Here is a 21,316-nt window from a genome sequence, read left to right as displayed (position 1 = left end):
CCAATGACATTCCGGGTCGCCTAACCCGCTTATTGCTTCTGCACGACGACGGTCCAGTCTTGGTCATGATCGCTCGGCGCTTGACCAAGATTGACTTTGCTGCCGCCGCTCACTTTTTTGACCGATCCGTTTTGCAATGAACCGCCACTGCGTGGATTAAACCACTGGACCGAAAAGTCGCCTTTGACATTGCTGAGATCTAGCTCGGCTGTGCCACCATCACAGAGATAGACCACGTAGGAATGTCCGGGTTTGGCCAAACAGAACGTCGTGTTCTTTTGTTTCTCGTTGCCAACCAAGGCGTCTTGAGGCGTCATTTCCCAGAATGGGATCTCGTTGTCGTGAAAGAAATTGAGGGCGATACGACAGTAGTCCCAGCTCTGATCACGGCTTCGCCAATCTTCGCACACCAAGTCGTTCTCGGCGTAGGCGTAACCAAAGTAATACTCAACGCCTGCCCCGCCGCCCATCAGCGTTCCCCACAACGTTTGTTTGCGGACTTCGTGTTGGGTGTACGTCATATTGCCCTTGCTGTCGTGACCATCAAAACCACGGTAACCAAGGTCGGGGCATTGGCCATGGGCCGCCGTTCCCGACTCGTCAAACGCGACGACCCAAGGTTTTCCGGCAGCTTTCGATTTCTCGACCCATTTGACGGTTTGCCAATGCGTATCGTGAATCCCGCTATTTTGCAGTGACACTCCCGTCAGGGCCGATTTGTCCCCCAGCAGTGGTTCGTACTGAGAATCCTGTTGGCCCGGGAATGTATGCAACACGCGGTTGTGGTCGTAGGCGTCAAACGCATCGATGTACGCCAACATTGCTTTCAGCTGCTCGGTCGACTGCGTGTTCTCTTCGCCCAGGTTCCAATTGAGAGCCAAGTTGTGCGCAAAGCGGGCAATCAACTCGCGACAATAAAGCTTTCGCTGAACACCAAGGTCGCCTCCGTCGAGCGAGGTGGGAACCTTGTCGTCGTTTTCTGTTTCTTGCATTTTGAAATGCAAGTACATGCCTTTGGCCGTGCCGTGATCAAACACGATACCCCATTGATCGAGCTTGCTGCAGTCGTAGTGCAACTTGTCGTTGCGTTGGATGAAGGGCCAAACGTTGTCGCCGTCACCGCCCGCGTTGTACGTCAGGAACGAAAATGCATTACAACCTTTTCCGGAAAGGTAGTTGATCGCACCGATCAATCCCTTGCCCTTGCCGTTTTGCCAGGTCGGGTCGCCCGATGTCCAGTCCTTGATGTGAGGAGCCCACGTTTTTAGTGGCACCTTGCTCGGTTTGCCCGCCACAGTGGCATCAAAGTCGGCATAGCCGAGTAGCGTTTCTGGAGCGTCAGCACCTGCTTTCAAAAAGTACTGTTTGCTCGACGCAAACTGCAGGTAGTGCTTTCCGACGTATTGCAATCGACCGACGGCCCGTAGATCGCGGCCCTGTTTATCGCTATGGGAAACACTGAATTTGCCCGACTTGCCGTCAAACGGAGCCAGGGCAACGCCGGTTGGGTTGGTGTCCAGTGCCGCCAACGGGCCTTGCCGGAACGAAACAGTGTAGGTCCACTCGCCAGTGCGGTCGGGGGCAAAATGAGCTCGCCATGTCGTTCCCGCTTCAGCCGAAGTGTCACCCGCGTTACCATCAGCGGCAAAATAACCGGGGACGGTGTAAGTCGTGCCGTCGCTGTGTTTGAACGCAACGGTCATCGCATAATCGGTGAACGGATTTGGCGAGTTGTCTTGCTCATGAGCGTATGGGCCGCGGAGGTTCAAAGTGACCTTGTGCCACTGTTTCGTTTCGCCCGAAACGTTCACGCTGCCGTCACCATTGGCCCTGCGAGGCAACATCAAGGGCAAATTGCTGACCGGTTTGGTGGGGCTTGCTTTTGCCGCGACGGTTTGCTGTTTCGGTTTCGACGCTTGCTTGACGAGGTACGGTTTCGCTTCTTTGCGAGTCGTTGCGTCAGCGGGGGTGAAGGTGATCCCGGCCCAACGAGCTCGTGAAAACTCTTCGCCGTCTTCGCTACCTGTGGCCGCTTTGACTGTCACGATGGCGCCGTCGGTGATCGCAATGTTTTTCCAAGTTTTGCGATACTTGGCCGCATCTTCGGCAGTTTGTTTGCTTAGCGGCGACTTGAATTCACCCAACGGTTTGTCGTCGATGTTGACCGTGTAAGTCGACATGCCATCGTTTTCGCCGATCGCATGCAGCGTCACGTCGTACGTACCCGTGGGGAACTGAAATGTGGTATCCGCCGTCGCTTGTTTGTGTTGATCGGGATTGATGGCCAGCCATTGGCCGCGATCGATATAGAATGCCTCGTTCTTGACGTCGAATTCTTTGGCTGTCAGGAAAAGTCCAGCGTCGGTTGCTGTCTGGGCGACTTGTTCGGGTTTTTGTGATGCCTTCGGAGCCGGAGGTGTCGCTGGAATGCTGCCCGAGTGAAGTTTCGAGGTCGGACCAGCATCCTCGGGGCGAGTGAAGTCGCGGTCGGTGGTCATGATCCACTTGTCAAACTCGAACCCATCTTCACGCATCGAGAACGAAATCGTATGTTCGCCTGCCGTCGGGACATCAAGGAAAATCTTGTAGGGCTCGCCACAATGTTGCTCTTCGGTGCGTTGTTTGCTCTCCCAACGCCATTCGTTTTTACCCTGGCACCATTGCAATCGTTGACCGGAATCAGGCCACTGGCCATCGATCCCCACGTGCAGCCCATTGTCTTCGCTGCCAGTGGAATAAGCACGCACCCAAACGTAATATTTGCCTGGCGTTGTGAAATAAACTTTGTAACTCAGCACCGCCATCTCACCAGCTTCGGGAGCGAAGTTCGTCCCCCGAATCAACTTGTCGCCATGAGTCCGCCGCGTATCGGGCAGGACTTCAAGATAAGCATCACCACTTGCTCCGGCGACATGCGGTGGATCACCATCGGGAGTGATGTCGGGAGTGGTCTCGGACGAGGTCAGGTGCCAAGCTCGCTTGTCCGTCGAAGATTGCTCGACGTAGTGTTCCGCTTCAACCGCGACGAGTCCGTCGGCTTCTTTGAACACAGGGTCAGCGGCTAATCCTAACGATGGCGAACAGGCTATCAGCAAGACCGACATGCAACGTGTAAGCTGCACTGAGAAACTGCGACTCATGGACAAATCCTCGTGGGTGGGAACGGAATCAGGAGAGTGAGATAGGCTTCTAGCCTGTCGTTAGCATTGTTTTTATCGTCGTTGATCGCTCTGCGATCAAAACGCGGGTTTGTCAATCGAACCCAGACATTTTCTTACGCGTCGCTGGCAACCGCAGCATGAATCGCACCGGCGACTGCGTGAGCGACGTCGGTCGTCGACGACGATCCGCCGATATCGGGTGTTCGCACTTGGCCTTGCGATAGTACTTCAGCAACTGCATTTTCCACAGCGACCGCTGCCGCGATGCAATTTGCATCTTGGTGGGTTTGACCGAGCCAATCCAACATCATGCCGGCCGACAGAATCGTGGCGAGAGGGTTGGCGACATTCTTGCCAGCGAGTTGGGGGGCGGTGCCGTGGGACGGTTGAAACAACGCGTGTTTATCGCCAATTTCAGCCGATGGTCCTAAGCCAAGACCGCCGACGATTCCGGCACCCAAATCCGACAGGATGTCACCAAATTGGTTCTCCATCACGACCACATCGAAATCGGATGGGTTCTGCACCATGTACAAACTCATCGCATCGACATAGACCGCGTCGTGCTCAATTTCGGGGTACTTCGCAGCGACGTCATGAAAAATCTTGCGAAAGAACGCCATGCTGCGAAACACATTTGCCTTGTCGACGCAGGTGACTTTGCGTTGGCCATCACGCGGACGACCGCTGCGGCGTGACGCCAACTGGAACGCATAATCGACGACTTTGGATGTCCCCGCACGGGTGATTACCAACGTGTCGGTGGCCACTTCGTCGCCCACCATGCTGCCGCCGCCAAACGAAGCGAACAGGCCTTCGAGGTTTTCACGGATGATCACAAAATCGATTCCCGCTCCGGTGTCTTTCAGTGGACACGGAGCCCCCGGATACAATTTCACTGGACGTACTGCCGAGTGCAGATTGAGTGCACGACGCAGTCCCACCATCATCGTCGGCTGGACTTCCGTCCCATCGGGTTGTCGCACATCGGGCAGTCCGATTGCCGACAACAGTACCGCGTCGGCAGCCAAACAAGCATCCAAAACGTTTTTCGGCAACGTCTCGCCAGTCTCGCGATAGAGTTCCGCGCCCGCACGATGCGATTGGCAATCGAGTTGGATATCGGGGAATTCCGCGACAACGCGATCGAGCACGATCTGAGTCGCTGCCATGGTTTCCGGGCCAATACCATCGCCCGGCAAAAGTGCGATCCGATAGGAAGTCATCTGTTGTTTCTTATGTTTAGATGAAAAAGTGAAAAGGTGGAGCGTTTGCTACGAGATCCGGTGCCATGTTTTCAGTGACTTGCTTTCCACCCATGGTCCGACGCTTGCCGAGAAATCGTGGAAATAGTCGGCCGCGCGGTGTTGGTCAAACGCCGCTGCATCGTCGTAGATTTCGTACAAGAAAAATTGGCTCGCATCGTCAGGATCGACGCTGACTTCGAATTGCTGACATGCATCTTCGTTGGCCAGCGAATCGTTCGCTTGTTGCAAAACTCGCTCGCGGAACGCGTCGGCGAATTCGGGTTTGATCGTGAATTGGACGGCGACAACAAACATGGTGGTTTTACTTTTATTAGGAAGGGAATCGTTCGTGCAAGTCGCGACACTGCTCGTCGGTCAAACAACGAGGGTGGCGGTCACGCAGCAGTAAATAAAGCTTGGCGGTCTCTTCGAGTTCTTCGGTCGCATAGACCGCTTTATCAAGGTCGGACGCGGCCACGATCGGTCCGTGATTGGCCAATAATATGGCTCTCGCACCCACCGCAGCTCGTTCTACCTCGGCGGCGAGTTCTTCAGCCCCCGGCGGAAAATAGGGCAGCATCGGAAGCGTGCCGACACGCATTACATAGTAGGCCGTCAACGCCGGAAGTACATTCGCCGAATCAATGTCCGGTAGACACGACACAGCAACCGAATATGTCGAGTGCAAATGTACGATCGCATCGTCCTGCTCACGCGAACGGTACATCGATAAATGCAGCACCGCTTCCTTGGACGGTTTGTCTCCGGCCACCAGCGAACCGTCCCATTTCACTTTAGAAATGCGGTCGGGATCGAGCCGGCCCAAGCAGACATTCGTGGGCGTAACCAAAATACCATCCGGCAAGCGGACGCTAATATTTCCGCTGCTGCCACACGTAAATCCGCGATCAAACAGCGATTGGCCGTGCATGGCGATTCGCTCGCGCAATTCTCGTTCGCTCATGCCAACATCTCCAGTGCGGTGTGAAAGAAGTTATCATCACCAAAGTTGCCTGATTTGAGTGCGATCGCCAGCGGTTGCGTGCCAATCGATTGGGTCCAAGGAACACCGGCACATATTTCAGGGCCAATTTTCAGGGCACGAATGCCCAGATCACGAACCACTGCGCCCGACGTTTCGCCGCCGGCAACCACTAACCGCCGTACACCGACATCGGTCGTCAAATCCATTGCGACTTTGCCTAAAAATGATTCGATCACTTGCGCCGCTTCGGTTTGCCCCAGAGCCTGCTGGACACTGCGGACGCCTTCGGGATCGTCGGTCGAATAAATCAATAGAGGACGACGGGGATCACAGGCCTCGGCCCATGCCGCGAGTCGTCGTTGGTACCCGCTGGGATCGCGAGCAATCTCAAGCACATCAAGCTGCCAAGTACTGCAAAATGATTTTGCCTTGGCCACTTGTCGGTTGGTTGCCTGCGAACAACTGCCCGACAAAATCAAGCTGCGACCTGGGATCGATGGCAACTTGCTCGCCGCACGATGTTCGTCGACCAATCCGGATTTTCGATATGCCTCGCCTAGATAACGTGCCAGACCTGATCCGCCAGTTACTAGCGGCATGTCGCTGACCGCCGCAGCGATCGTTTGCAATTGCGAATCGTCGACACAATCGACCACAACATGAGCAATGCCATCGAGTTGTTGGGTTTGCAGTGACTCGGTGGCGCGGCCGACGTCGGCGAGATCGCGATAAGAAAGCCGCCCCACGGGACGCGTGACTTGATGCGTTAGGAATCGCACCAAGTTGGCGTCCTGCATCGGATTGAGCGGGTGATTCTGCATTCCCGATTCGTTGAGCAGCGCGTCGCCTACGAACAAATGGCCTTGGTACACCGTCCGTCCCGCTCGGGGAAACGCGGGGCAAAAGATCGTTTGTTTGACATCCAACGCGTCCATCATCGCTTCGGCGACGGGACCGATGTTGCCTTGCTCGGTCGAGTCAAATGTCGAGCAGTATTTGAAATAGAACCGCTGGCAGCCATGGTCACGCAGCACCTCGATGGCCGCCATCGATTGCGAGATTGCGTCAGATGGGGCGATCGAACGCGTCTTGAGCGCCACCACGACGGCATCGACCGCGTGGACTTGCAAATCATCAAGTGTCGGAATTTCCAGCCACTGAATGACTCGCATTCCACCTTGCGCCAAATTAATCGCAAGATCGGTTGCTCCGGTCACATCGTCGGCAACACAGCCAAGCACTGCAGATGCGGCGGTCGTATTGATTTTGTTTGTCATCACTCAAGTCTCCTCCATCGCGATCGCGCGCACGGGAGTGCCGTCGCCGCCGATGACTTTCAGTGGCAACGCGACCAATTGAACGATCTCTTGAGTCAATTGGTCCAGATTGGCGAGTCCTTCGAGAATGACAACTCCTCCTCGGAAGAGTGTTTGATGGACTTCGGTGACCTCGTCAATATTGTTGACGTCGGCAACCGATGGCGGCTCGACTCCGATCAAGCCCACTTCGCGTTCGACAAACCAACGAGCCAACTCGATCGATATTCGTGGCAATTCATTGCGATACTCCATCGTTCCGAATCGCTTGTGCCAATCGGTTCGCAACAACAACCGGCAGCCTGGGGTGACTTGGTTTGCAACGCTGGCAAAGTTGTCAACGGTCAACAGCTGCTTGGGAGTTGCCGGGGACAAGTCGACCACGATTGCTGGGCCCATCACAACGCTAAGGTCTTGTTGGTCGATCGTTCGTCCGCCGTCTAGAAAGTGACATGGCGCATCCATGTGGGTGCCGCAGTGTGAATACAGCGTTAGTGTGGTTGCATTCCAGCCATGCGTTGCGATCCGTTTCGCGGGGGAAACATCGACGCCGGGCATGTCGTTGTTGATCGGCAATGTCAGATCAATGATTCGCATGACCGTCTCCTGTAGCGAGTCCACGGACTGGCATTCCGGTTTCCGCGGACTGGTAGATTGCCGCTTGGACTCGCAAGGTTTTTAAATACTCTTCGCCACTGGTTTCAAACGGCGTTTCATTGCATAGCGAGTCGATGAAATGTTTTTGCGTAAAGTAAACGCAGTCGCCTGCGAAGCCACGGCGATGATGCTCGTAAGGGTGAGACTGTACGGGATGGCCAAGTTTCTGGGTCGTGATCTGCCCGTCGCTGTCTAATCGAATCGATCCGCCGTCGGTCTCCAGCAGACATTCACCAAAGGTGTAGCGTGGATCTTTGGCTTCGGATTCATGGTAGCGGCTGGCGTCCCAGAGGCCCCGTGCACCGCCCTCGAATTCGAACACGATCATCCCAGTGTCTTCGCCGGCGATGTTGGGGTTCAACCGACGCAGCGATGCAAAGACGCCATCGATCTCGCCTGCTAAAAATCGAAATGTGTCGATGAAGTGTACGCCCGTTTCGAAAACCAGCAATTGTGGCATCGTGGCAAAATAGGGTTGGCGAGCTTGATAGGCATCCGCTTGCCATCCGTCGCCCATCCGAGTTCGCACGCTGAGCGAGTGGAGCGTTTCGCCCATGGCACCGCGTTGCATCAGACCCCGCATTTCGCGATACCAAGGTTGAAAGCGAAAGTTTTCGTGAACCATTAGCCGAATGCCCGCGGCGCTAGCGACGTTGACTAATTCGGCCGCTTCGTCAATGGTCGGTGCGAGTGGTTTTTGGCAGATCACGTCGACGCCGGCCTCGGCGGCGATGCGAACGAGGTCCAAATGAGAATCCGGCCGCGTGATGATATCGATAAAATCGGGCTCTTCGGCACGTAGCATCGCTTCCACGTCATCGTAGACGTTAGCGATCTCGTACTTGCGAGCGACCACGTTTGCTTTCTCGCGATCGACATCACAAATTGCAACGAGTTCCGCTCCTGGGATGCGATTCCAGGCGTCAAAATGGAAGTGGCTAAAGTAGCCTGCTCCCACTGCGACTCCGCGTTTCGGTTTGTTTGAATCTGCCATGTTCCCTTACCGCATCAAAAAATTGGTGTAGACCAAGGCAGCGATCACCACCACGATCATGACCGCGAAACTCGCCAGCCGCACTCGTAATTGACCGGCAGAGAGTTCGCGTAGTTGTCGCAGCGGATTCATAAACAACCAAGCCACTAGCGCCAACGCGTTGATCGTCGCGGCAAAAACAAAGAATGAATTTGCGGTTCCTGTTTCTACGGCAAAATAAGGCAACGTTACATTGGCGACGAAGTACGGGAACACCACGGCGCTCAAGGCCGCGCCCATATTGCCGACCATGTTCATCGCACCCGAGACGGCACCGCTACGGTCTCCACCGATATCCATACAAAGAGCCCAACTTGGGCTGAGCGTCATCTCGACTCCGAACAACGCGATCGAAAAACAGATGATCAGCGGCCAAACGGTTTCCGAATCAGCGGTTTGTGTGCACATCAACAGCCCGATGGCGCCCAAAGCGAAACCAACCATCGCGGGGATTCGCCGCGACAGCACGGGCATGCCTTGCTTGTGCAGCAGCGTCACCAAGGTGCCCGACAACCAGAGAGCGACGGCACCGATCAATAGCGGAAGCGCCGACAAATTGGCGGCCTGGCTGCCCCAACGTTCTTCGATATAAGGACGCAACCACGTGATACTGATGAAAAATGTAATATTACTCGCAGCGTACTGAAACATCGCCAACAACACGTTCGCGGATGTCACGATTTGGATGTAGGGAATGCTTAGCGGTGTAGATTGTTGCTCCGCGATGCCGGTCGCGATCAGCTCGACCTCGGCGTCGTTGGTGCCCGAGTGTTCGCTAGGCGAATCTCGATACCAAAACCACCAAACGCCGCCCCAAACCAGCCCCACCAAACCGTTGGCAACAAACGTCCATCGCCATCCGATCCACGAAATCAAAGCGGGCATCACGACCAGAGAGAGTGCGGCTCCGACACGTGCGCCGGAATGGAAGATCCCTTGACCGATGCCTCGCTCTTTCGCAGGCAGCCATTTGTACAGCGCACGGGTGGCGCCGGGGTAAGCACCCGCTTCGCCCATGCCAAATAGAAAACGAACCACCAGCAAGCTGATCGCGGTAAACACCGCTCCGGTCAGCGCCGTAAACACGCTCCAGATGACTACCACAATGGTCAGTGCCAACCGCGGTCCCGCGCGATCGCTAAACATGCCTGCGGGAATTTGGAACAGAGCGTAACCGATCGCAAAAATGCCAAACACATAGCCCATCATCTGGTCCGACAAACCGCTGATGTCCGATTGCATCGGCCCCTTCGCTGCGGAGATACAGACGCGATCCATATAGGTGTTCACTGTATGCAAAAACAGTAACAGCACTAACAGGAATCGTTGTCGCGTGGCGACGGGCTCGGTCATGGGATATCCAGGGTGCGGACTTGGCGTCTCGAGGGGTGTTTCCTTGACGTTATGGGATTCTAATGGAAGGCTGCGTTCGTTAAAATAAAATACTTCAAAACGATCGTTTATATTTAGCTAATGGTTGGCGTGATGAAGCAATCCACCGGTTCCCCGTCGCGTGCCAGTGAATTGAGCGTCCAGCAATTGCAGACGTTCCAGTGTGTTTATGAGCGGGGCGGGTACGCCGCGGCGGCTCGAGAGATGGATCTTTCGGTACCCACAGTGTGGCAGCATATTCAAACGTTGCAGCGTTTGTATCGAACGGATTTGTTCGAGAAGTCAGGACGCGGCGTGGTGGCGACAGCGATGGCAGCGAAGTTGTACGCGCAGGTCACCGAGTTGTTGGCCGGTTTGGATTCGACCTTTGATCTCGCCGAGGATAAAGAGAGTGATTCGCGTCCGATCACGATTGTGGCTGGCGTGCGAATGATGATGGAGGAGATCGCGAGTCCGCTGCAGCAATTTCGCCAGACTTGGAACAACCCGTTGGTGCTCCGAGAGGGCAACAACCAGGTTGCCGAAGAATTAATATTGTCAGGAGAAGCCGACCTCGCATTGACCCTTGAGCCAGAGAACGAAAACGCATCGCCGTTGATTCAGTTCGAGCCGGCTTATTTAGTCGAGTTTCTGGCGATCTGTAAAAAGGGGCATCCCTTTGCCGTTGCGGCCAACAGCACCCTGCGTGAACTGGTCAAACACGATCTCGTCGTCACTCGGCCAGGAACGCACGGACGCGATGCACTGGATCACACGCTGCACCGTGAACGTTTGACGGCAAACGTTGTCGCAGAAACTGACAACAGCGGGTTTACAATCGCATGCGTCCGCGCAGGCTTGGGAGTCGGCGTGTTGGCAGGTCGTCCCCAAGGCGAATTGTGCCGAAGACTGGTCGTTACGTCATTGCGTCGGCATTTGGGCGAACGACAAATCGTATTCATGTGGAGGAAGGGACGTCTGTTAAGTCCTCCGATCCTAAGCCTCGTCGACACCATCAAACGATGTAATGTGGGATAGGCAAATGTGGGATAGGCTTCCAGCCTGTCTTCGGCATTATCTCTTCTTCTCCTTCCTGTTATCAGCCATTTGTTGCAATGCTTAATGACAGCTAGAAACCTGTTTCACATGTCAGCCTCGAAGCCTAAGTCGGTTTGGGGATCGGATCGCCTTGCGGCAATCCCAGTTTGAAGCGGATGCGTGCGGACGACCACTTGTAGTCTTCAGGCCGCTGTGCAAGACCTGCAGCAACCGGATTCTGTTCGATGTATTCAATAATGCGAAGCATTTCAGCTTCGTCTCGAGCGTAATGATCAAACGTCTCGCCCTGCCAAAATGTTCCTGATCGTGCTAGCACTCGATTGCATTGGGTTGCCGTGAAACTTTGGACACTGTGCGAGATGATTTCTCGTGGCGTGTGATTGCTACTTGAAGCAGCCAGTTGCTCTGCAGCCCAATGTTCGTCTGGCAAGAACAACCAATGGTGATGGCTTGGCATCACAACGAAGGCCAACAAACGATAGCGTTCGTCTGCGAAATGTAGAAAAGCGTTTTGAACTATTTCTGCTGCGTTATCGTCGTCAAAGTGTCGAACGGGAGTATCACCATCAAGTAAGGTGTCGACCAGCTTGAACACCAATTTGTGCTTCTTTATCTCCCACTCTTGGTCCGATAAGTCGCTCGGCTTTGGTCGCATATCCAATTCGTCGCGCCGTGTTTTGATCCGCTTCATTCCTGCGGCCGACAGGCTTCCCGCAAGGCATCCCGTAATAAAATACGGTTTGCCTTCGACATCGATATGCGGCAGCTTGCGCCGCCTAAATATTCCTGCTTCGTTCATCGCCTCGTCCCCTGGGAGATGACAAGATGAAACGTCGGGGTGGATAAAACCGATGACAGGCTGGAAGCCTATCCCACACCCACTTACACCGAGGCGGTTTCCATTCGTTGGGCGAGGTAGCTTCGCAGTTTGTCGAGGTCGGCTGCGAAGCCGCGGATGCCTTCGGCCAATTTTTCTGTGGCCATCGCGTCTTCGTTTAGCATCCAGCGGAAGGTCGCTTCATTCATCTCGATTTTTTCGATGTCCATCTTCGCCGCTGCGTCTGCGTCGAGTGACTTCGGAACGTCAGTGTCGATGTCGGCAAGCTGGCCAAGCAAATCGGGCGAGATCGTTAACAAGTCGCTGCCGCAAAGCGCCATCACTTGTTCCTTGGTGCGGAAGCTCGCTCCCATCACCTCGGTCTTGTAGCCGTGCTTCTTGTAGTAGTTGAAAATCGTGGTGACTGATTCCACACCGGGATCTTCGGACACCGGAATCGAATCGACACCTCGCTTGTTCTTGTACCAGTCGTAGATGCGGCCCACAAACGGGCTGATCAGCGTCACCCCGGCTTCGGCACACGCGATCGCTTGACCGAATCCGAACAAGAGAGTCAGGTTGCAGTGAATGCCCTCTTTCTCGAGTTGCTCGGCGGCGCGGACGCCTTCCCATGTGCTCGCCATCTTGATCAGGATGCGGTCTTTCGAGATTCCGGCTTCCTTGTACAGTTCGATCAATTCGCGTGCTTTGTTGATCGTCCCTTCGGTATCGAAGCTAAGTCGTGCATCGACTTCGGTCGAGACGCGGCCTGGGATCAGTTCCAAAATGCGGCAACCGAATGTGACCGACAATTTGTCGATGATGGCATCGAGCAGCCCTTCTTCGCTGCTGGACTTGGATTGGCCGTAGGCAATCGCTTCATCAAGCAACGATTGGTATTGTGGCATCTGAGCCGCTTTGTACAGCAATGACGGATTGGTCGTCGCGTCTTGTGGTTTGTGCTTAGCGATCGCATCAATATCGCCGGTGTCTGCAACCACGACGGTATGTTTTTTTAGTTGATCTAACGAACTCATGGGTCGGCCCTGATTGGGAGCGTGTTGTGAAATGTTTTTTGCATTCTAACAGATCCGAGGTGTCTCTGAGAATCACGCTCCGAAACAGACTCTCGAGGATTGCAGATTTCATCAAGCCAAAGCAAACCGCGGGCGCAAGAAATGCAGTACACCGCTCCGGCGGTGTGTCGCAGCGTCTGTGAAATGCCCCGTAAGTGACAGCACCCGCAAGTAACCCTGAAAAAATCATTCGGATATTAAAAAACGAACCATGACCAACCTCGTTTTCTGGAACCGTGGCTCGGGCAAATCCGAGCAAGTCGAACGGCTTCGCGCGGCGTTGCCGTCCGCGACGACCACGTGGGTGCAAATCTCTCGCGACGTGGATCTGCGGGAAACGATCGAACAGCAACTCGAGTGTGAGTGCGACGTCGTATTCGCCGCCGGCGGGGATGGAACCGTCAATGCCGTCGTCAACGCATTAATGAAAATCGACAGTGCTCGCCGCCCCAGCATGGCGGTCATTCCGCTGGGGACCGCCAATGATTTTGCTGGTACGCTCGCAATTCCAGACGAGATCGAAGAGGCGGTGGCACTACATCGCGATCGCCAGCCGATTCCCATGGATGTGGTCCGGATCGCCGGCAGCGGATTCGAGCGTTATTACGCCAACGTTGCGGCGGGCGGTAACTGTGTCCGTGTTTCCGAAGAACTGACTGACGACATCAAATCACGTTGGGGAGCGTTCAGCTATCTCCGCGGTGCCGTAGGGGTGTTGGCGGATATGAAAAGTTTTCGTGTTCATGCGGAAATGGACGGCCAGAAAATTAGTGATTTTGATAGCTGGGCCGTACTCGTGGCCAATGGGAAAACAAACGCGGGACGCATCGAAGTGGCTCCCGAAGCTTCGCCGGTCGATGGACTGCTCGACGTGGTGCTGATCAAAGACGGTGATGTGATGGACATGGTCGAGATTGTTGCCGGTAACCTGCTTGGCAACTTTCTCGAGTGTGAGCAGGTCATTTATCGGCAAGCTCGACGGCTGAAACTTTATTCCGATCCGCCGATGCGATTCACGCTCGATGGCGAAGTGGTGGATGAAGAACCGGTCGAATTTGAATGCATCCCCGGAGCCATTCGAATGTTTTGTGGTCCTGAGTTTGGCCAGGCGTAAAGGTTTTACTAGACGTAAATGTTTGGGCAGAGACGAAACAAACTCAGGCCTGATGATTCATCAGGCCTGAGTTCGTTTAGCAGTTGCTGTGTATTGAAGGCTTAGGAAGATGACAGGCTAGAAGCCTTTCCCACTAACCTGCTGCACTTAATCGTTACCGATCGCACTGCCAATGGCAGCACCGATGTTGCCGGCACGCTGCCCACCGATGGCATCTCCGATCGCACCACCGATGGCGGCGCCCCGCTGCTGCGACTGGGTTCCATAGTAGCCGTTTCCGTACACATTGTTTCCATAGTACGAGCCGTTGTTGTAGTAACGTCCGTTGGTGGTTGGGCTGTACGATTGATAGGGCAGCGAATTGCTGCCGCGATAGCCGCTGCTGTATCGTCCGTTTGGCGTATAGTACTGAGGCGTCGATTGCCGGTAACTATACGAAGGGACCGAGTACGAATAGGGTTGATTATACGATTGGCTCGGATAACGCTGGACCGAGTACGAGGGTTGAGAGTACGTCGGATAGCTGCGTTGGTAATAAGATCCCGAGTTGCCATATTGAACGACGACTTGGGCATCCGCCGTGGTGGGGTCAGCGGTCCACATCAACGTTGCGGCCGCTGCGGCCAAGCTGAGGTATCGAAGGGCAATCATAATAGAGTTCCTGTAGGAGTTGATTGTTATTTGAAGTTATTGAAACAAACGGTTGGATCGGATCTGTTGCCACGTGGTTCGTTGGCGACGCGAGTTGAAGTACATCGTGGTGGCCAGTACGCCTAGGCCAAAGCCGATCGCAAGGTTGGTGAGCGACGTTTTGACAGGCAGTTCGTCCATTTCGTACTGCATTCGCTCGACCGCCGAATGCACCGAATTGCTGACTTGCTCGCCAGCCCGGTGTGCTTGATCGACGAACGATCGAAGCGGAGACTCGTGAGCCGGAGCAAATTCCGAGACGACGGATTCAATCTCGTCTCGCTGGGTGTCCACTCGCGAGGCGACGAATTCGGTGAGATCATCCACCGATCGATCGCACTGTTTCAGTTCGTCTTGATTGATTTGCGGCCAACGAATGTTGATCGCGGTAAAGACTTGGTCCCACGGATCGGTAGCGGATTGTGGGTTCGAATCCGAGTCGGTTAGACGGTTATTTGAGGTTGTCGTATGGGTTGGCATTGTTTGCGTCCCTGTTGCTGGTATTGGGCTGGGAAGCGTGCGGGTCGGAAGTCGACCGGTCGCCACGTATTCCCGCTGTACCCAATCAGAACAACGCAATTGCTGTGCCTAACCCCGTGCACACGATCGACTTATTCCTTTCGTGTATACACCTGCGGATACTTAAACGTCGGCTCTTTGTCGGGGCACAAATAGACGAATCGTTCCGACAGTTTTCGCTTTGCATCAATCTTGGCATCGATCAGCGTGACGCTTAGTTCCACAGGAGCATCCTCGGTAGGACGCACGAGGAGATGGGCGATCCAGTCGCCTGTGTCGGTGCGATCGGCGGATGCGGAAATGACTTCGCCGCGAATGGTTGCAACATCAACGTTGACGGTTCCCTGCTTGCGCTTCGCAATCGTTTCGCCGGCAAAGCGGATATCCAAGGCGACAAACTCGTCTTGCCGCTGCACATCGAAATAGGTCGCCCTGGCGACGTAGGTTTGATTGCTGCGATCGCCAGGGAAAAAGGAAACTTGGTAATCGAGTTCTAGCGGGGAATCGAGCGTCGGCTTCGCATCCGGAATCCAATAGGCAGCGATGTTGTCGATCCCTTCGTGAGCGCCGGGCAGTTCGAGCAGTTCGACCACGCCGTTTTCCCACCCTCGGGCCGGTCGCACCCAAACGCTGGGCCGTTTATGGTACTGAGCGTTATGGTCGTCAAAGTGATAGAAAGCTCGGTTGCGCTGCAATACACCGAACCCTTTTAATTTGCCAACGCGAAACTGACTGACCGAAGGATAGCTTTGGCGAGCAAACGCACGCCATGTCCATCCATCGTCTGCGGATTGAATCAACAGTCCATCCGAATCGTGGACGGCGGGGCGATTGTCCAGCGGCGGTCCCATCAGCCCATCGCCCCACATCCACATACTGGTCAGCGGCGCCAAGCCGATCTTTTCGGGCAGCGAACGAAAGTACAACGAGCATCGAACATCGACGATGGTTTCCGTTGTCCCCGGGGTCAGCGTGAATTGGTACGCACCGCTCACCGAAGGGCTGTCCATTAACGCCAGAATCGAGAGTTCTTCATCACTTGTCTTAGGACGCTGGACCCAAAACGATTTGAAGAATGGAAACTCTTCGTCGCGAGGGAGCGCTACATCCACTGCCAGCCCGCGTGCCGAGGTGCCATAGACCGTATCGGCGCTTCGCCCACGAAAGTAGCTCGAACCGAGGAACGTCAACATCTCTTGTCCATCGCTCTGGCCTGGGAAACGGCCCGCGATCTTGATGCCCGCATGTCCCGAATCGCGAACCACTTTCTCGGCAATGGGGGTGCGATACCGAAAGTTACTTGAGGAAAAAGGGATTTCTCGCGTCACCCCTTTTTCCATGGTGTACAGCGAAACGCGATCGCGTTGAACGAAGCCGCGATGAAACGTCTCGAGCCAAAACGGAAGTCCGTCTTTCCACCACACCGCCTTCTCAGGCCGGTAGCTAATATCGCGATATTGCTCGTAGCTCATTTGAGCGAGTGCCGCAGGCGGTTCCGCACGTGGCTGGAATTTTTCCTTGGCGGTCGCCGCGGCCAACGTCTTGAGTTCCGCAAAACTGGTGATCGACGTCGCCGCACCCGATGATTGGCTTTGTGAACGAATTACCTGACGTCGCGGAGAATCAGCCGAAGTGATGCCATCGAATAGAGCAAGTAGCAGCGATAATGCTGTAAAGAGTCGCAACATAAAGGGAATCCCGTGGTGAAGAGAGTGAACCAAGCGGGATGGATTCGAAAGCAACAAGTGTGCCACTTGAGTCGGTGGTCGGCGTGCTACGCGAAACCGGCAAGCTGCAAAGCTCGATTTGCTGCTGGATGTCGCATGAATGCTTCCCAGACCCCACCGGTCAACAGGTTTTCAGCCATCACCAGCGTGATGCCGGTATCGATCCCAATCACATCGCGGCCGACCCACTGAGTCGCCGGATTGTAGGCGTTCACGAACCCATAACGAGAGAAAATTTTGTCGCCGAAGTGTTGTTTTTGATAACGAAGGGTGTGTAGAGCTTCGTTGGGAACGATCGCCAATCCGCCCGCTGCAGCACTGGGGACAATCGTGCCATCGATATCACGGTCGGGTTCGCAGCGACCGTTTTCATAAGGGCCGCCCCAATCGCGATACCCGCCGGCGCTATCGCTGCTGGTCAACCCCCACAGGTCGTTGCCGTAATGTCGCATTTGCGCGGGGTAGCGGTTGCCCAGCTCGGTCATAAACGCAATTTGAGCATGGTGAGCTCGGACGGAATTGTCCCAATAACTTCGGCCACTGGCGGATCGGACTTTGCGGAAATCGAAAAACGCCATCGGATACTGGTGTACAAACAGCGGTGGATAGCTGATGAAGTCTTCGCCATCGTGTTGCAACACGGGCGAGCGTCGCCAAGCTTGCCAACATCGTGGCGGGATGGGCGAATTTGGTGCCCCAATTGCCAACAGCACCAGCACGATGAGTTCACTGAAGCTGTCCCATTGATGCGGGATCATACCCGATTCCGGCGTCCATCCCATGTGCATCAAATCGTTTGCGCCGAGCATCCACTGCCAATCCACACGGCGGTAAAGCTCGTCGGCCAATTGGACAATTTCTAAATCATCTGAGAACGTCGTCGCGGCGGTCATTGCACCGGTTATCAGCAGTGCCGTGTCGATTGACGATGCTTCGGCCCCCCGCGATCGCTTGCCGCTGGCGGCGTCGAAAAAATGATAGACAAATCCTTTTTTGTGATTGGCCAGCGTCACCAACGAATGCAGCAATTGGCGAGTCCGAGCGGCCGCAAGTTGGCGAGGAATCCACTCGGATTGGGCGGCCACGCTATGAGCCGCTAAGCCAAATCCACACGCTGCCGAGCTCGCATGAACACTGAACCACGATCCATCGGTGGCCCCGCGGTCCGAAACGAAGCCTGTGTTGGGATGCGCTGCATCGACAAAATACTGATAGCAACGTTGTTGCAGGTCACGCAGAAAGCTGTGGTCGCTTTGTTCCATCGCCGCAGGTTCTCGCCGAAGTGAGGACACGAGCTGAGATTCGACAGCATTTGCCTTTGACAGCAAATTCGAGGGAGCCATTGAAAGCGACAGTCCCGTCGCCAAAAAGGTGCGTCGCTTCATTGCGAGCCTGTTGATGGGGGGGTGGGGAAGCGGGGATTGTGGTTTTGTTGCTTCCGTGAGAATGCCGTGTCGAAAACGCCAAAAACCTAACCACGCATGCGGTCTGCTTTGCTGTTTAGCAACCCGTTGGTCGCAAATTGAGCAGCAAACCGTGGATGATTGGGTGACCTTGACGGTTCGGAGGACATTACCGGAGCCAGCGAAAACTTCACAATCGAAATGCTAAATAATCTTTCCTACGGCGTTAATGGCAAAATGTTCCCGCACAGCGATTCTATGTGAACCTTACCCCCCTAGTTAAAGGCCGGGCGTGTTTCAACTCACTCCGCGAGTGGGTGGCCAAAGAATTCGCGTCGGCGTGGACGATGTTGTGGCACAACGTTTGTACTTACATCGAAAACAGTAGGGACGACGGAGCGGTTCCCGCTCAACTCATCAGCTTATCCAAGGATCAATTTCATGTCTGTTTCAGCAACAACGTTCACGGTCAACAGCACGGGTGCTTCGTTTAGCACATCCACTGCAACATCCTATCCAACCGATCTCGATCGCTCACGTCAACAAGTGAAATCTTACTTGCAAAAGTGTGGTGTTTGCGACGAGCGAGCCGAGGCAGAAAGCGATCGAATCGTGAGACAGGCAGCGACCGGAAACTCGTCACAATCCGCGACAGGCAAAAACGCCGATCTCACTCGGGTCTCGATGTTATTGGCGATCGAAGAATTGACGCGGATGCCTGTACCATCCCAATCGACTCGCGAGGTGATTCCCGCGTCGATTGATCGTCCGATGTGGAACGCGAGTCCTGTTCGCCGCGCTGCGCCGCTAAGAATCGATTGGTGGGTGGGACAGTTATTGGGCGGCAATCGGATTGCGGTCCTGAAAGGACGCCGACGATACGCCGAACAGCAGAACTAACGAATGCTCCAGAGCGTTAAGCAGGTCGAGTCAAATCATTTCACACGCTTAACGGCATCGATCATGCGATCGGTTTGGCGGTTGGCGGGCATGATCACCCATTTCTCTTCTTCTTTTTTGCCTGTCCGAAAATGATGGGCGAGGCTACCGTTATGCAAAGTCCGAGTTCACGTCCCCTTCCGTCCGATCCCACTCGCACCGATCCCACTCGTACAACGAAATGGATTCGTCGAGGCGTATTCGTTGTGACGTTGATCGGAACCGTGATCGCCACCGCGACCTATTATTGGGTGATCGCAGGTGGGAATCATCTGAACCTGTTCGAGCTGCTGAGCTTGCCGCTCTTCGCGTTGCTGTTTGGTTGGATCGTGTTTTCGTTTTCACTCGCGTCGTTGGGGTTTGTCTGCTTGTGGCGTCGCTCGCCCAACCATCACTCGCCCAGTGATCTGTCAACGTCCACCGACGAGTCGATTCCGCCGGGCGACGATCGCTTCGCGGCTCGCACGGCGATCCTGATGCCGGTTTACAACGAGTCGCCTCATCGTGTGTTCGCGGGGATCGAAGCGATGCTTTCGTCACTCAAATCGATTGACGCGATTGACCAGTTCGACTTCTATATTCTGAGCGATTCGACTAATCACGAAATTTGGCTTCAAGAGGAACGAGCATGGTCGGAGCTGCTGCGAAAGCATGGCGACGACGTGAACGTTTACTATCGCCACCGACCCAAAAACACTGCACGCAAAGCGGGCAACATCGCCGATTTTTGTGGTCGCTGGGGCAGCCGATACCGCTACATGATCGTGCTGGACGCGGACAGTTTGGTGGACGCGTCAACGATGGTGGAATTGGTACGGCGGATGGAAGCTGACGACCAGTTGGGGATCCTGCAGGTGCCTCCGACCCCGGTGGGACGAAGTTCACTGTTTGCACGATTGCAACAATTCTCTGCCCACGTATACGGGCCCATTTTTGTCGCCGGATTTGCCAAGTGGGCAGGCGACGAAGGGAACTACTGGGGGCACAATGCGATCATTCGCATCAAGCCGTTTCTGAGGTACTGCGGCCTTCCCGTGCTGCCTGGCAAAGCACCACTTGGAGGCGAGATCCTAAGCCATGATTTCGTCGAAGCCGCGTTGATGCTGCGTGCCGGTTGGAAAGTGCAGTTAGCGACCGATCTGGGCGGCAGCTTTGAAGAGTGTCCGACCACAATTGCCGACTATGCCCAACGTGATCAACGATGGTGTCAGGGAAATCTTCAGCATTTACAATTGTTGATCAGCGAGGGGTTTCGGCCGCTCAGCCGATTGCATTTTGCTTCGGGAGTGATGTCGTACGTTGCCTCGCCGATTTGGATCCTGTTCACCATGCTGTGCGTGATCGGAACGATCCTCGATCGCATCGCAGAGCCGGGGATTCGGGGGCCACAATTCGATTCGGGAGCCTTAATCCTGTTTGTCGTTTCGATGTCGCTGTTGTTGTTGCCCAAGTTGGGGAGTTTGCTGATCGCGGTCCGAAGCCCGCAAAACACAGGATTGCTTGGCGGCCGGTTGCGGCTGGTTGCCAGCGTGATGATCGAAGTCGTGGCTTCGGTGTTGTTGTCGCCGATCATGGCGATTTACCACAGCCGGTTTGTGTTGGCCACACTACGAGGCACCAACGTTAAATGGTCCGCGCAGACGCGTGATGAACAGGGAGTCGCGTGGCGAGACGCGGCCAAACGTTTTGGCTTTGTCACCACGCTCAGCATCGCAGTGGCGGTTGCATTGGCGTTGTACGCCCCGACGTTTCTAATTTGGTTCTCGCCGTTGCTGGCTGGTTTGATCCTATCCATTCCGATCGACGTGGCGATGGGAAGCCAGTGGCTTGGCAGCCTGCTGCGGCAGCACCGGATATTGTTGATTCCTGAAGAGACATCGCCCAGTCGGCTGAAACAGGATCACGAGGATGCGCTGACTCGATCCGCTGCGACGCCCCTATTCTGTGAGTCGTTATTTGAACAAGTCATTTTTGATCCTCAATTCTTTTTGCTGCATCGTCGCATCCAGTTGGCTAGCGATGCGAATATCGCGATGCCGACCAACCAGCGAAAAGCGATCGAGGCAGCGTGGAGTGCCAGTGGCACGGCGGGGATCCCCGAAGAGTCACGTGCGGCACTGTTGGCGGATGCCGACACGTTGATGGCACTGCATCTCGAGTCACAAACAAAGTGACTAAATTTGCGTAGCGGAAGTCGTCAAC

General features: G+C 54.9%; 18 protein-coding genes. 4 read left to right on the top strand and 14 right to left on the bottom strand.

Annotated features, from left to right (window positions below):
• Window positions 1-29 precede the first annotated feature (29 nt).
• The 8 genes from ABD971_RS20830 to ABD971_RS20795 form a co-directional block, all read right to left on the bottom strand.
• Complete coding sequence (locus ABD971_RS20830; RefSeq protein ID WP_425571340.1) at window positions 30-3,140, bottom strand: DUF5060 domain-containing protein; 3,111 nt, start codon at window positions 3,138-3,140, stop codon at window positions 30-32.
• Between the two features lie 134 nt (window positions 3,141-3,274).
• On the bottom strand, window positions 3,275-4,387 hold the full coding sequence (locus ABD971_RS20825) for an isocitrate/isopropylmalate dehydrogenase family protein (protein ID WP_345325230.1): 1,113 nt from the start codon (window positions 4,385-4,387) through the stop codon (window positions 3,275-3,277).
• Between the two features lie 48 nt (window positions 4,388-4,435).
• Window positions 4,436-4,723, bottom strand: a complete 288-nt coding sequence (locus tag ABD971_RS20820; RefSeq protein WP_345325228.1) for a putative quinol monooxygenase — start codon at window positions 4,721-4,723, stop codon at window positions 4,436-4,438.
• A gap of 16 nt (window positions 4,724-4,739) precedes the next feature.
• The gene (gene otnC / locus ABD971_RS20815; RefSeq protein WP_345325226.1) at window positions 4,740-5,372 is read right to left on the bottom strand and encodes a 3-oxo-tetronate 4-phosphate decarboxylase; all 633 of its coding nucleotides are present in this window, start codon (window positions 5,370-5,372) and stop codon (window positions 4,740-4,742) included.
• Window positions 5,369-6,670 carry a 3-oxo-tetronate kinase gene (gene otnK / locus ABD971_RS20810; RefSeq protein ID WP_345325224.1) on the bottom strand — a complete coding sequence of 434 codons (1,302 nt, stop codon included), beginning with the start codon at window positions 6,668-6,670 and terminating at the stop codon, window positions 5,369-5,371. The genes otnC and otnK overlap by 4 nt, the downstream gene beginning before the upstream one ends.
• A gap of 3 nt (window positions 6,671-6,673) precedes the next feature.
• Window positions 6,674-7,306, bottom strand: a complete 633-nt coding sequence (locus tag ABD971_RS20805) for a cyclase family protein (RefSeq protein WP_345325222.1) — start codon at window positions 7,304-7,306, stop codon at window positions 6,674-6,676.
• Window positions 7,293-8,360 (bottom strand): Gfo/Idh/MocA family protein, encoded by a 1,068-nt coding sequence (locus ABD971_RS20800; protein WP_345325220.1) that lies wholly within the window; start codon window positions 8,358-8,360, stop codon window positions 7,293-7,295. The genes ABD971_RS20805 and ABD971_RS20800 overlap by 14 nt, the downstream gene beginning before the upstream one ends.
• Window positions 8,361-8,366: 6 nt before the next feature.
• On the bottom strand, window positions 8,367-9,752 hold the full coding sequence (locus ABD971_RS20795) for an MFS transporter (protein WP_345325218.1): 1,386 nt from the start codon (window positions 9,750-9,752) through the stop codon (window positions 8,367-8,369).
• Between the two features lie 132 nt (window positions 9,753-9,884).
• On the opposite strand from ABD971_RS20795, the gene ABD971_RS20790 reads away from it, so the two are divergent.
• The gene (locus tag ABD971_RS20790) at window positions 9,885-10,808 is read left to right on the top strand and encodes a LysR family transcriptional regulator (protein ID WP_345325216.1); all 924 of its coding nucleotides are present in this window, start codon (window positions 9,885-9,887) and stop codon (window positions 10,806-10,808) included.
• Between the two features lie 124 nt (window positions 10,809-10,932).
• Here the strand turns inward: ABD971_RS20790 and ABD971_RS20785 are convergent, their stop codons facing one another.
• Both ABD971_RS20785 and tal read right to left on the bottom strand, forming a co-directional pair.
• Window positions 10,933-11,628 (bottom strand): hypothetical protein, encoded by a 696-nt coding sequence (locus ABD971_RS20785; RefSeq protein WP_345325214.1) that lies wholly within the window; start codon window positions 11,626-11,628, stop codon window positions 10,933-10,935.
• Window positions 11,629-11,711: 83 nt separating this feature from the next.
• Complete coding sequence (gene tal, locus ABD971_RS20780; protein ID WP_345325212.1) at window positions 11,712-12,683, bottom strand: transaldolase; 972 nt, start codon at window positions 12,681-12,683, stop codon at window positions 11,712-11,714.
• A 250-nt stretch (window positions 12,684-12,933) separates the two neighbouring features.
• Here tal and ABD971_RS20775 point away from each other — a divergent pair, with 250 nt between their 5' ends.
• On the top strand, window positions 12,934-13,836 hold the full coding sequence (locus ABD971_RS20775) for a diacylglycerol/lipid kinase family protein (RefSeq protein ID WP_345325209.1): 903 nt from the start codon (window positions 12,934-12,936) through the stop codon (window positions 13,834-13,836).
• A gap of 147 nt (window positions 13,837-13,983) precedes the next feature.
• On the opposite strand, the gene ABD971_RS20770 is transcribed toward ABD971_RS20775, so the two are convergent.
• The 4 genes from ABD971_RS20770 to ABD971_RS20755 all read right to left on the bottom strand — a co-directional run bounded on the left by ABD971_RS20770 (window position 13,984) and on the right by ABD971_RS20755 (window position 18,157).
• On the bottom strand, window positions 13,984-14,487 hold the full coding sequence (locus ABD971_RS20770; RefSeq protein ID WP_345325207.1) for a hypothetical protein: 504 nt from the start codon (window positions 14,485-14,487) through the stop codon (window positions 13,984-13,986).
• A 36-nt stretch (window positions 14,488-14,523) separates the two neighbouring features.
• Entirely contained in the window at window positions 14,524-15,006 is a 483-nt protein-coding gene (locus ABD971_RS20765; RefSeq protein ID WP_339942508.1) for a hypothetical protein, read from the bottom strand.
• Window positions 15,007-15,137: 131 nt separating this feature from the next.
• Window positions 15,138-16,733 (bottom strand): glucan biosynthesis protein, encoded by a 1,596-nt coding sequence (locus ABD971_RS20760; RefSeq protein WP_345325205.1) that lies wholly within the window; start codon window positions 16,731-16,733, stop codon window positions 15,138-15,140.
• 86 nt (window positions 16,734-16,819) lie between these two features.
• Entirely contained in the window at window positions 16,820-18,157 is a 1,338-nt protein-coding gene (locus tag ABD971_RS20755) for a glucoamylase family protein (RefSeq protein ID WP_345325203.1), read from the bottom strand.
• Between the two features lie 459 nt (window positions 18,158-18,616).
• On the opposite strand from ABD971_RS20755, the gene ABD971_RS20750 reads away from it, so the two are divergent.
• Window positions 18,617-19,075: a hypothetical protein gene (locus ABD971_RS20750; RefSeq protein ID WP_345325201.1), complete on the top strand. Its 459-nt coding sequence runs from the start codon at window positions 18,617-18,619 to the stop codon at window positions 19,073-19,075.
• Between the two features lie 152 nt (window positions 19,076-19,227).
• Complete coding sequence (gene mdoH / locus ABD971_RS20745) at window positions 19,228-21,288, top strand: glucans biosynthesis glucosyltransferase MdoH (protein ID WP_345325199.1); 2,061 nt, start codon at window positions 19,228-19,230, stop codon at window positions 21,286-21,288.
• The last annotated feature ends 28 nt before the right edge of the window (window positions 21,289-21,316 follow it).

Source organism: Novipirellula rosea (assembly GCF_039541335.1).
GTDB lineage: Bacteria > Planctomycetota > Planctomycetia > Pirellulales > Pirellulaceae > Novipirellula > Novipirellula rosea.
This window is presented reverse-complemented; position numbering and strand designations above follow the sequence as displayed.

Excerpts from the sequence above, each read along its gene's own strand:
- ABD971_RS20770 (WP_345325207.1), bottom strand. The coding sequence starts at position 14,487 with ATGATTGCCCTTCGATACCTCAGCTTGGCCGCAGCGGCCGCAACGTTG.
- ABD971_RS20775 (WP_345325209.1), top strand. The coding sequence starts at position 12,934 with ATGACCAACCTCGTTTTCTGGAACCGTGGCTCGGGCAAATCCGAGCAA.
- ABD971_RS20785 (WP_345325214.1), bottom strand. The coding sequence starts at position 11,628 with ATGAACGAAGCAGGAATATTTAGGCGGCGCAAGCTGCCGCATATCGAT.
- ABD971_RS20790 (WP_345325216.1), top strand. The coding sequence starts at position 9,885 with ATGAAGCAATCCACCGGTTCCCCGTCGCGTGCCAGTGAATTGAGCGTC.
- ABD971_RS20825 (WP_345325230.1), bottom strand. The coding sequence starts at position 4,387 with ATGACTTCCTATCGGATCGCACTTTTGCCGGGCGATGGTATTGGCCCG.
- ABD971_RS20820 (WP_345325228.1), bottom strand. The coding sequence starts at position 4,723 with ATGTTTGTTGTCGCCGTCCAATTCACGATCAAACCCGAATTCGCCGAC.
- mdoH (WP_345325199.1), top strand. The coding sequence starts at position 19,228 with ATGCAAAGTCCGAGTTCACGTCCCCTTCCGTCCGATCCCACTCGCACC.
- ABD971_RS20800 (WP_345325220.1), bottom strand. The coding sequence starts at position 8,360 with ATGGCAGATTCAAACAAACCGAAACGCGGAGTCGCAGTGGGAGCAGGC.
- ABD971_RS20805 (WP_345325222.1), bottom strand. The coding sequence starts at position 7,306 with ATGCGAATCATTGATCTGACATTGCCGATCAACAACGACATGCCCGGC.
- otnC (WP_345325226.1), bottom strand. The coding sequence starts at position 5,372 with ATGAGCGAACGAGAATTGCGCGAGCGAATCGCCATGCACGGCCAATCG.
- ABD971_RS20755 (WP_345325203.1), bottom strand. The coding sequence starts at position 18,157 with ATGAAGCGACGCACCTTTTTGGCGACGGGACTGTCGCTTTCAATGGCT.
- otnK (WP_345325224.1), bottom strand. The coding sequence starts at position 6,670 with ATGACAAACAAAATCAATACGACCGCCGCATCTGCAGTGCTTGGCTGT.
- ABD971_RS20830 (WP_425571340.1), bottom strand. The coding sequence starts at position 3,140 with ATGAGTCGCAGTTTCTCAGTGCAGCTTACACGTTGCATGTCGGTCTTG.
- tal (WP_345325212.1), bottom strand. The coding sequence starts at position 12,683 with ATGAGTTCGTTAGATCAACTAAAAAAACATACCGTCGTGGTTGCAGAC.
- ABD971_RS20750 (WP_345325201.1), top strand. The coding sequence starts at position 18,617 with ATGTCTGTTTCAGCAACAACGTTCACGGTCAACAGCACGGGTGCTTCG.
- ABD971_RS20795 (WP_345325218.1), bottom strand. The coding sequence starts at position 9,752 with ATGACCGAGCCCGTCGCCACGCGACAACGATTCCTGTTAGTGCTGTTA.
- ABD971_RS20765 (WP_339942508.1), bottom strand. The coding sequence starts at position 15,006 with ATGCCAACCCATACGACAACCTCAAATAACCGTCTAACCGACTCGGAT.
- ABD971_RS20760 (WP_345325205.1), bottom strand. The coding sequence starts at position 16,733 with ATGTTGCGACTCTTTACAGCATTATCGCTGCTACTTGCTCTATTCGAT.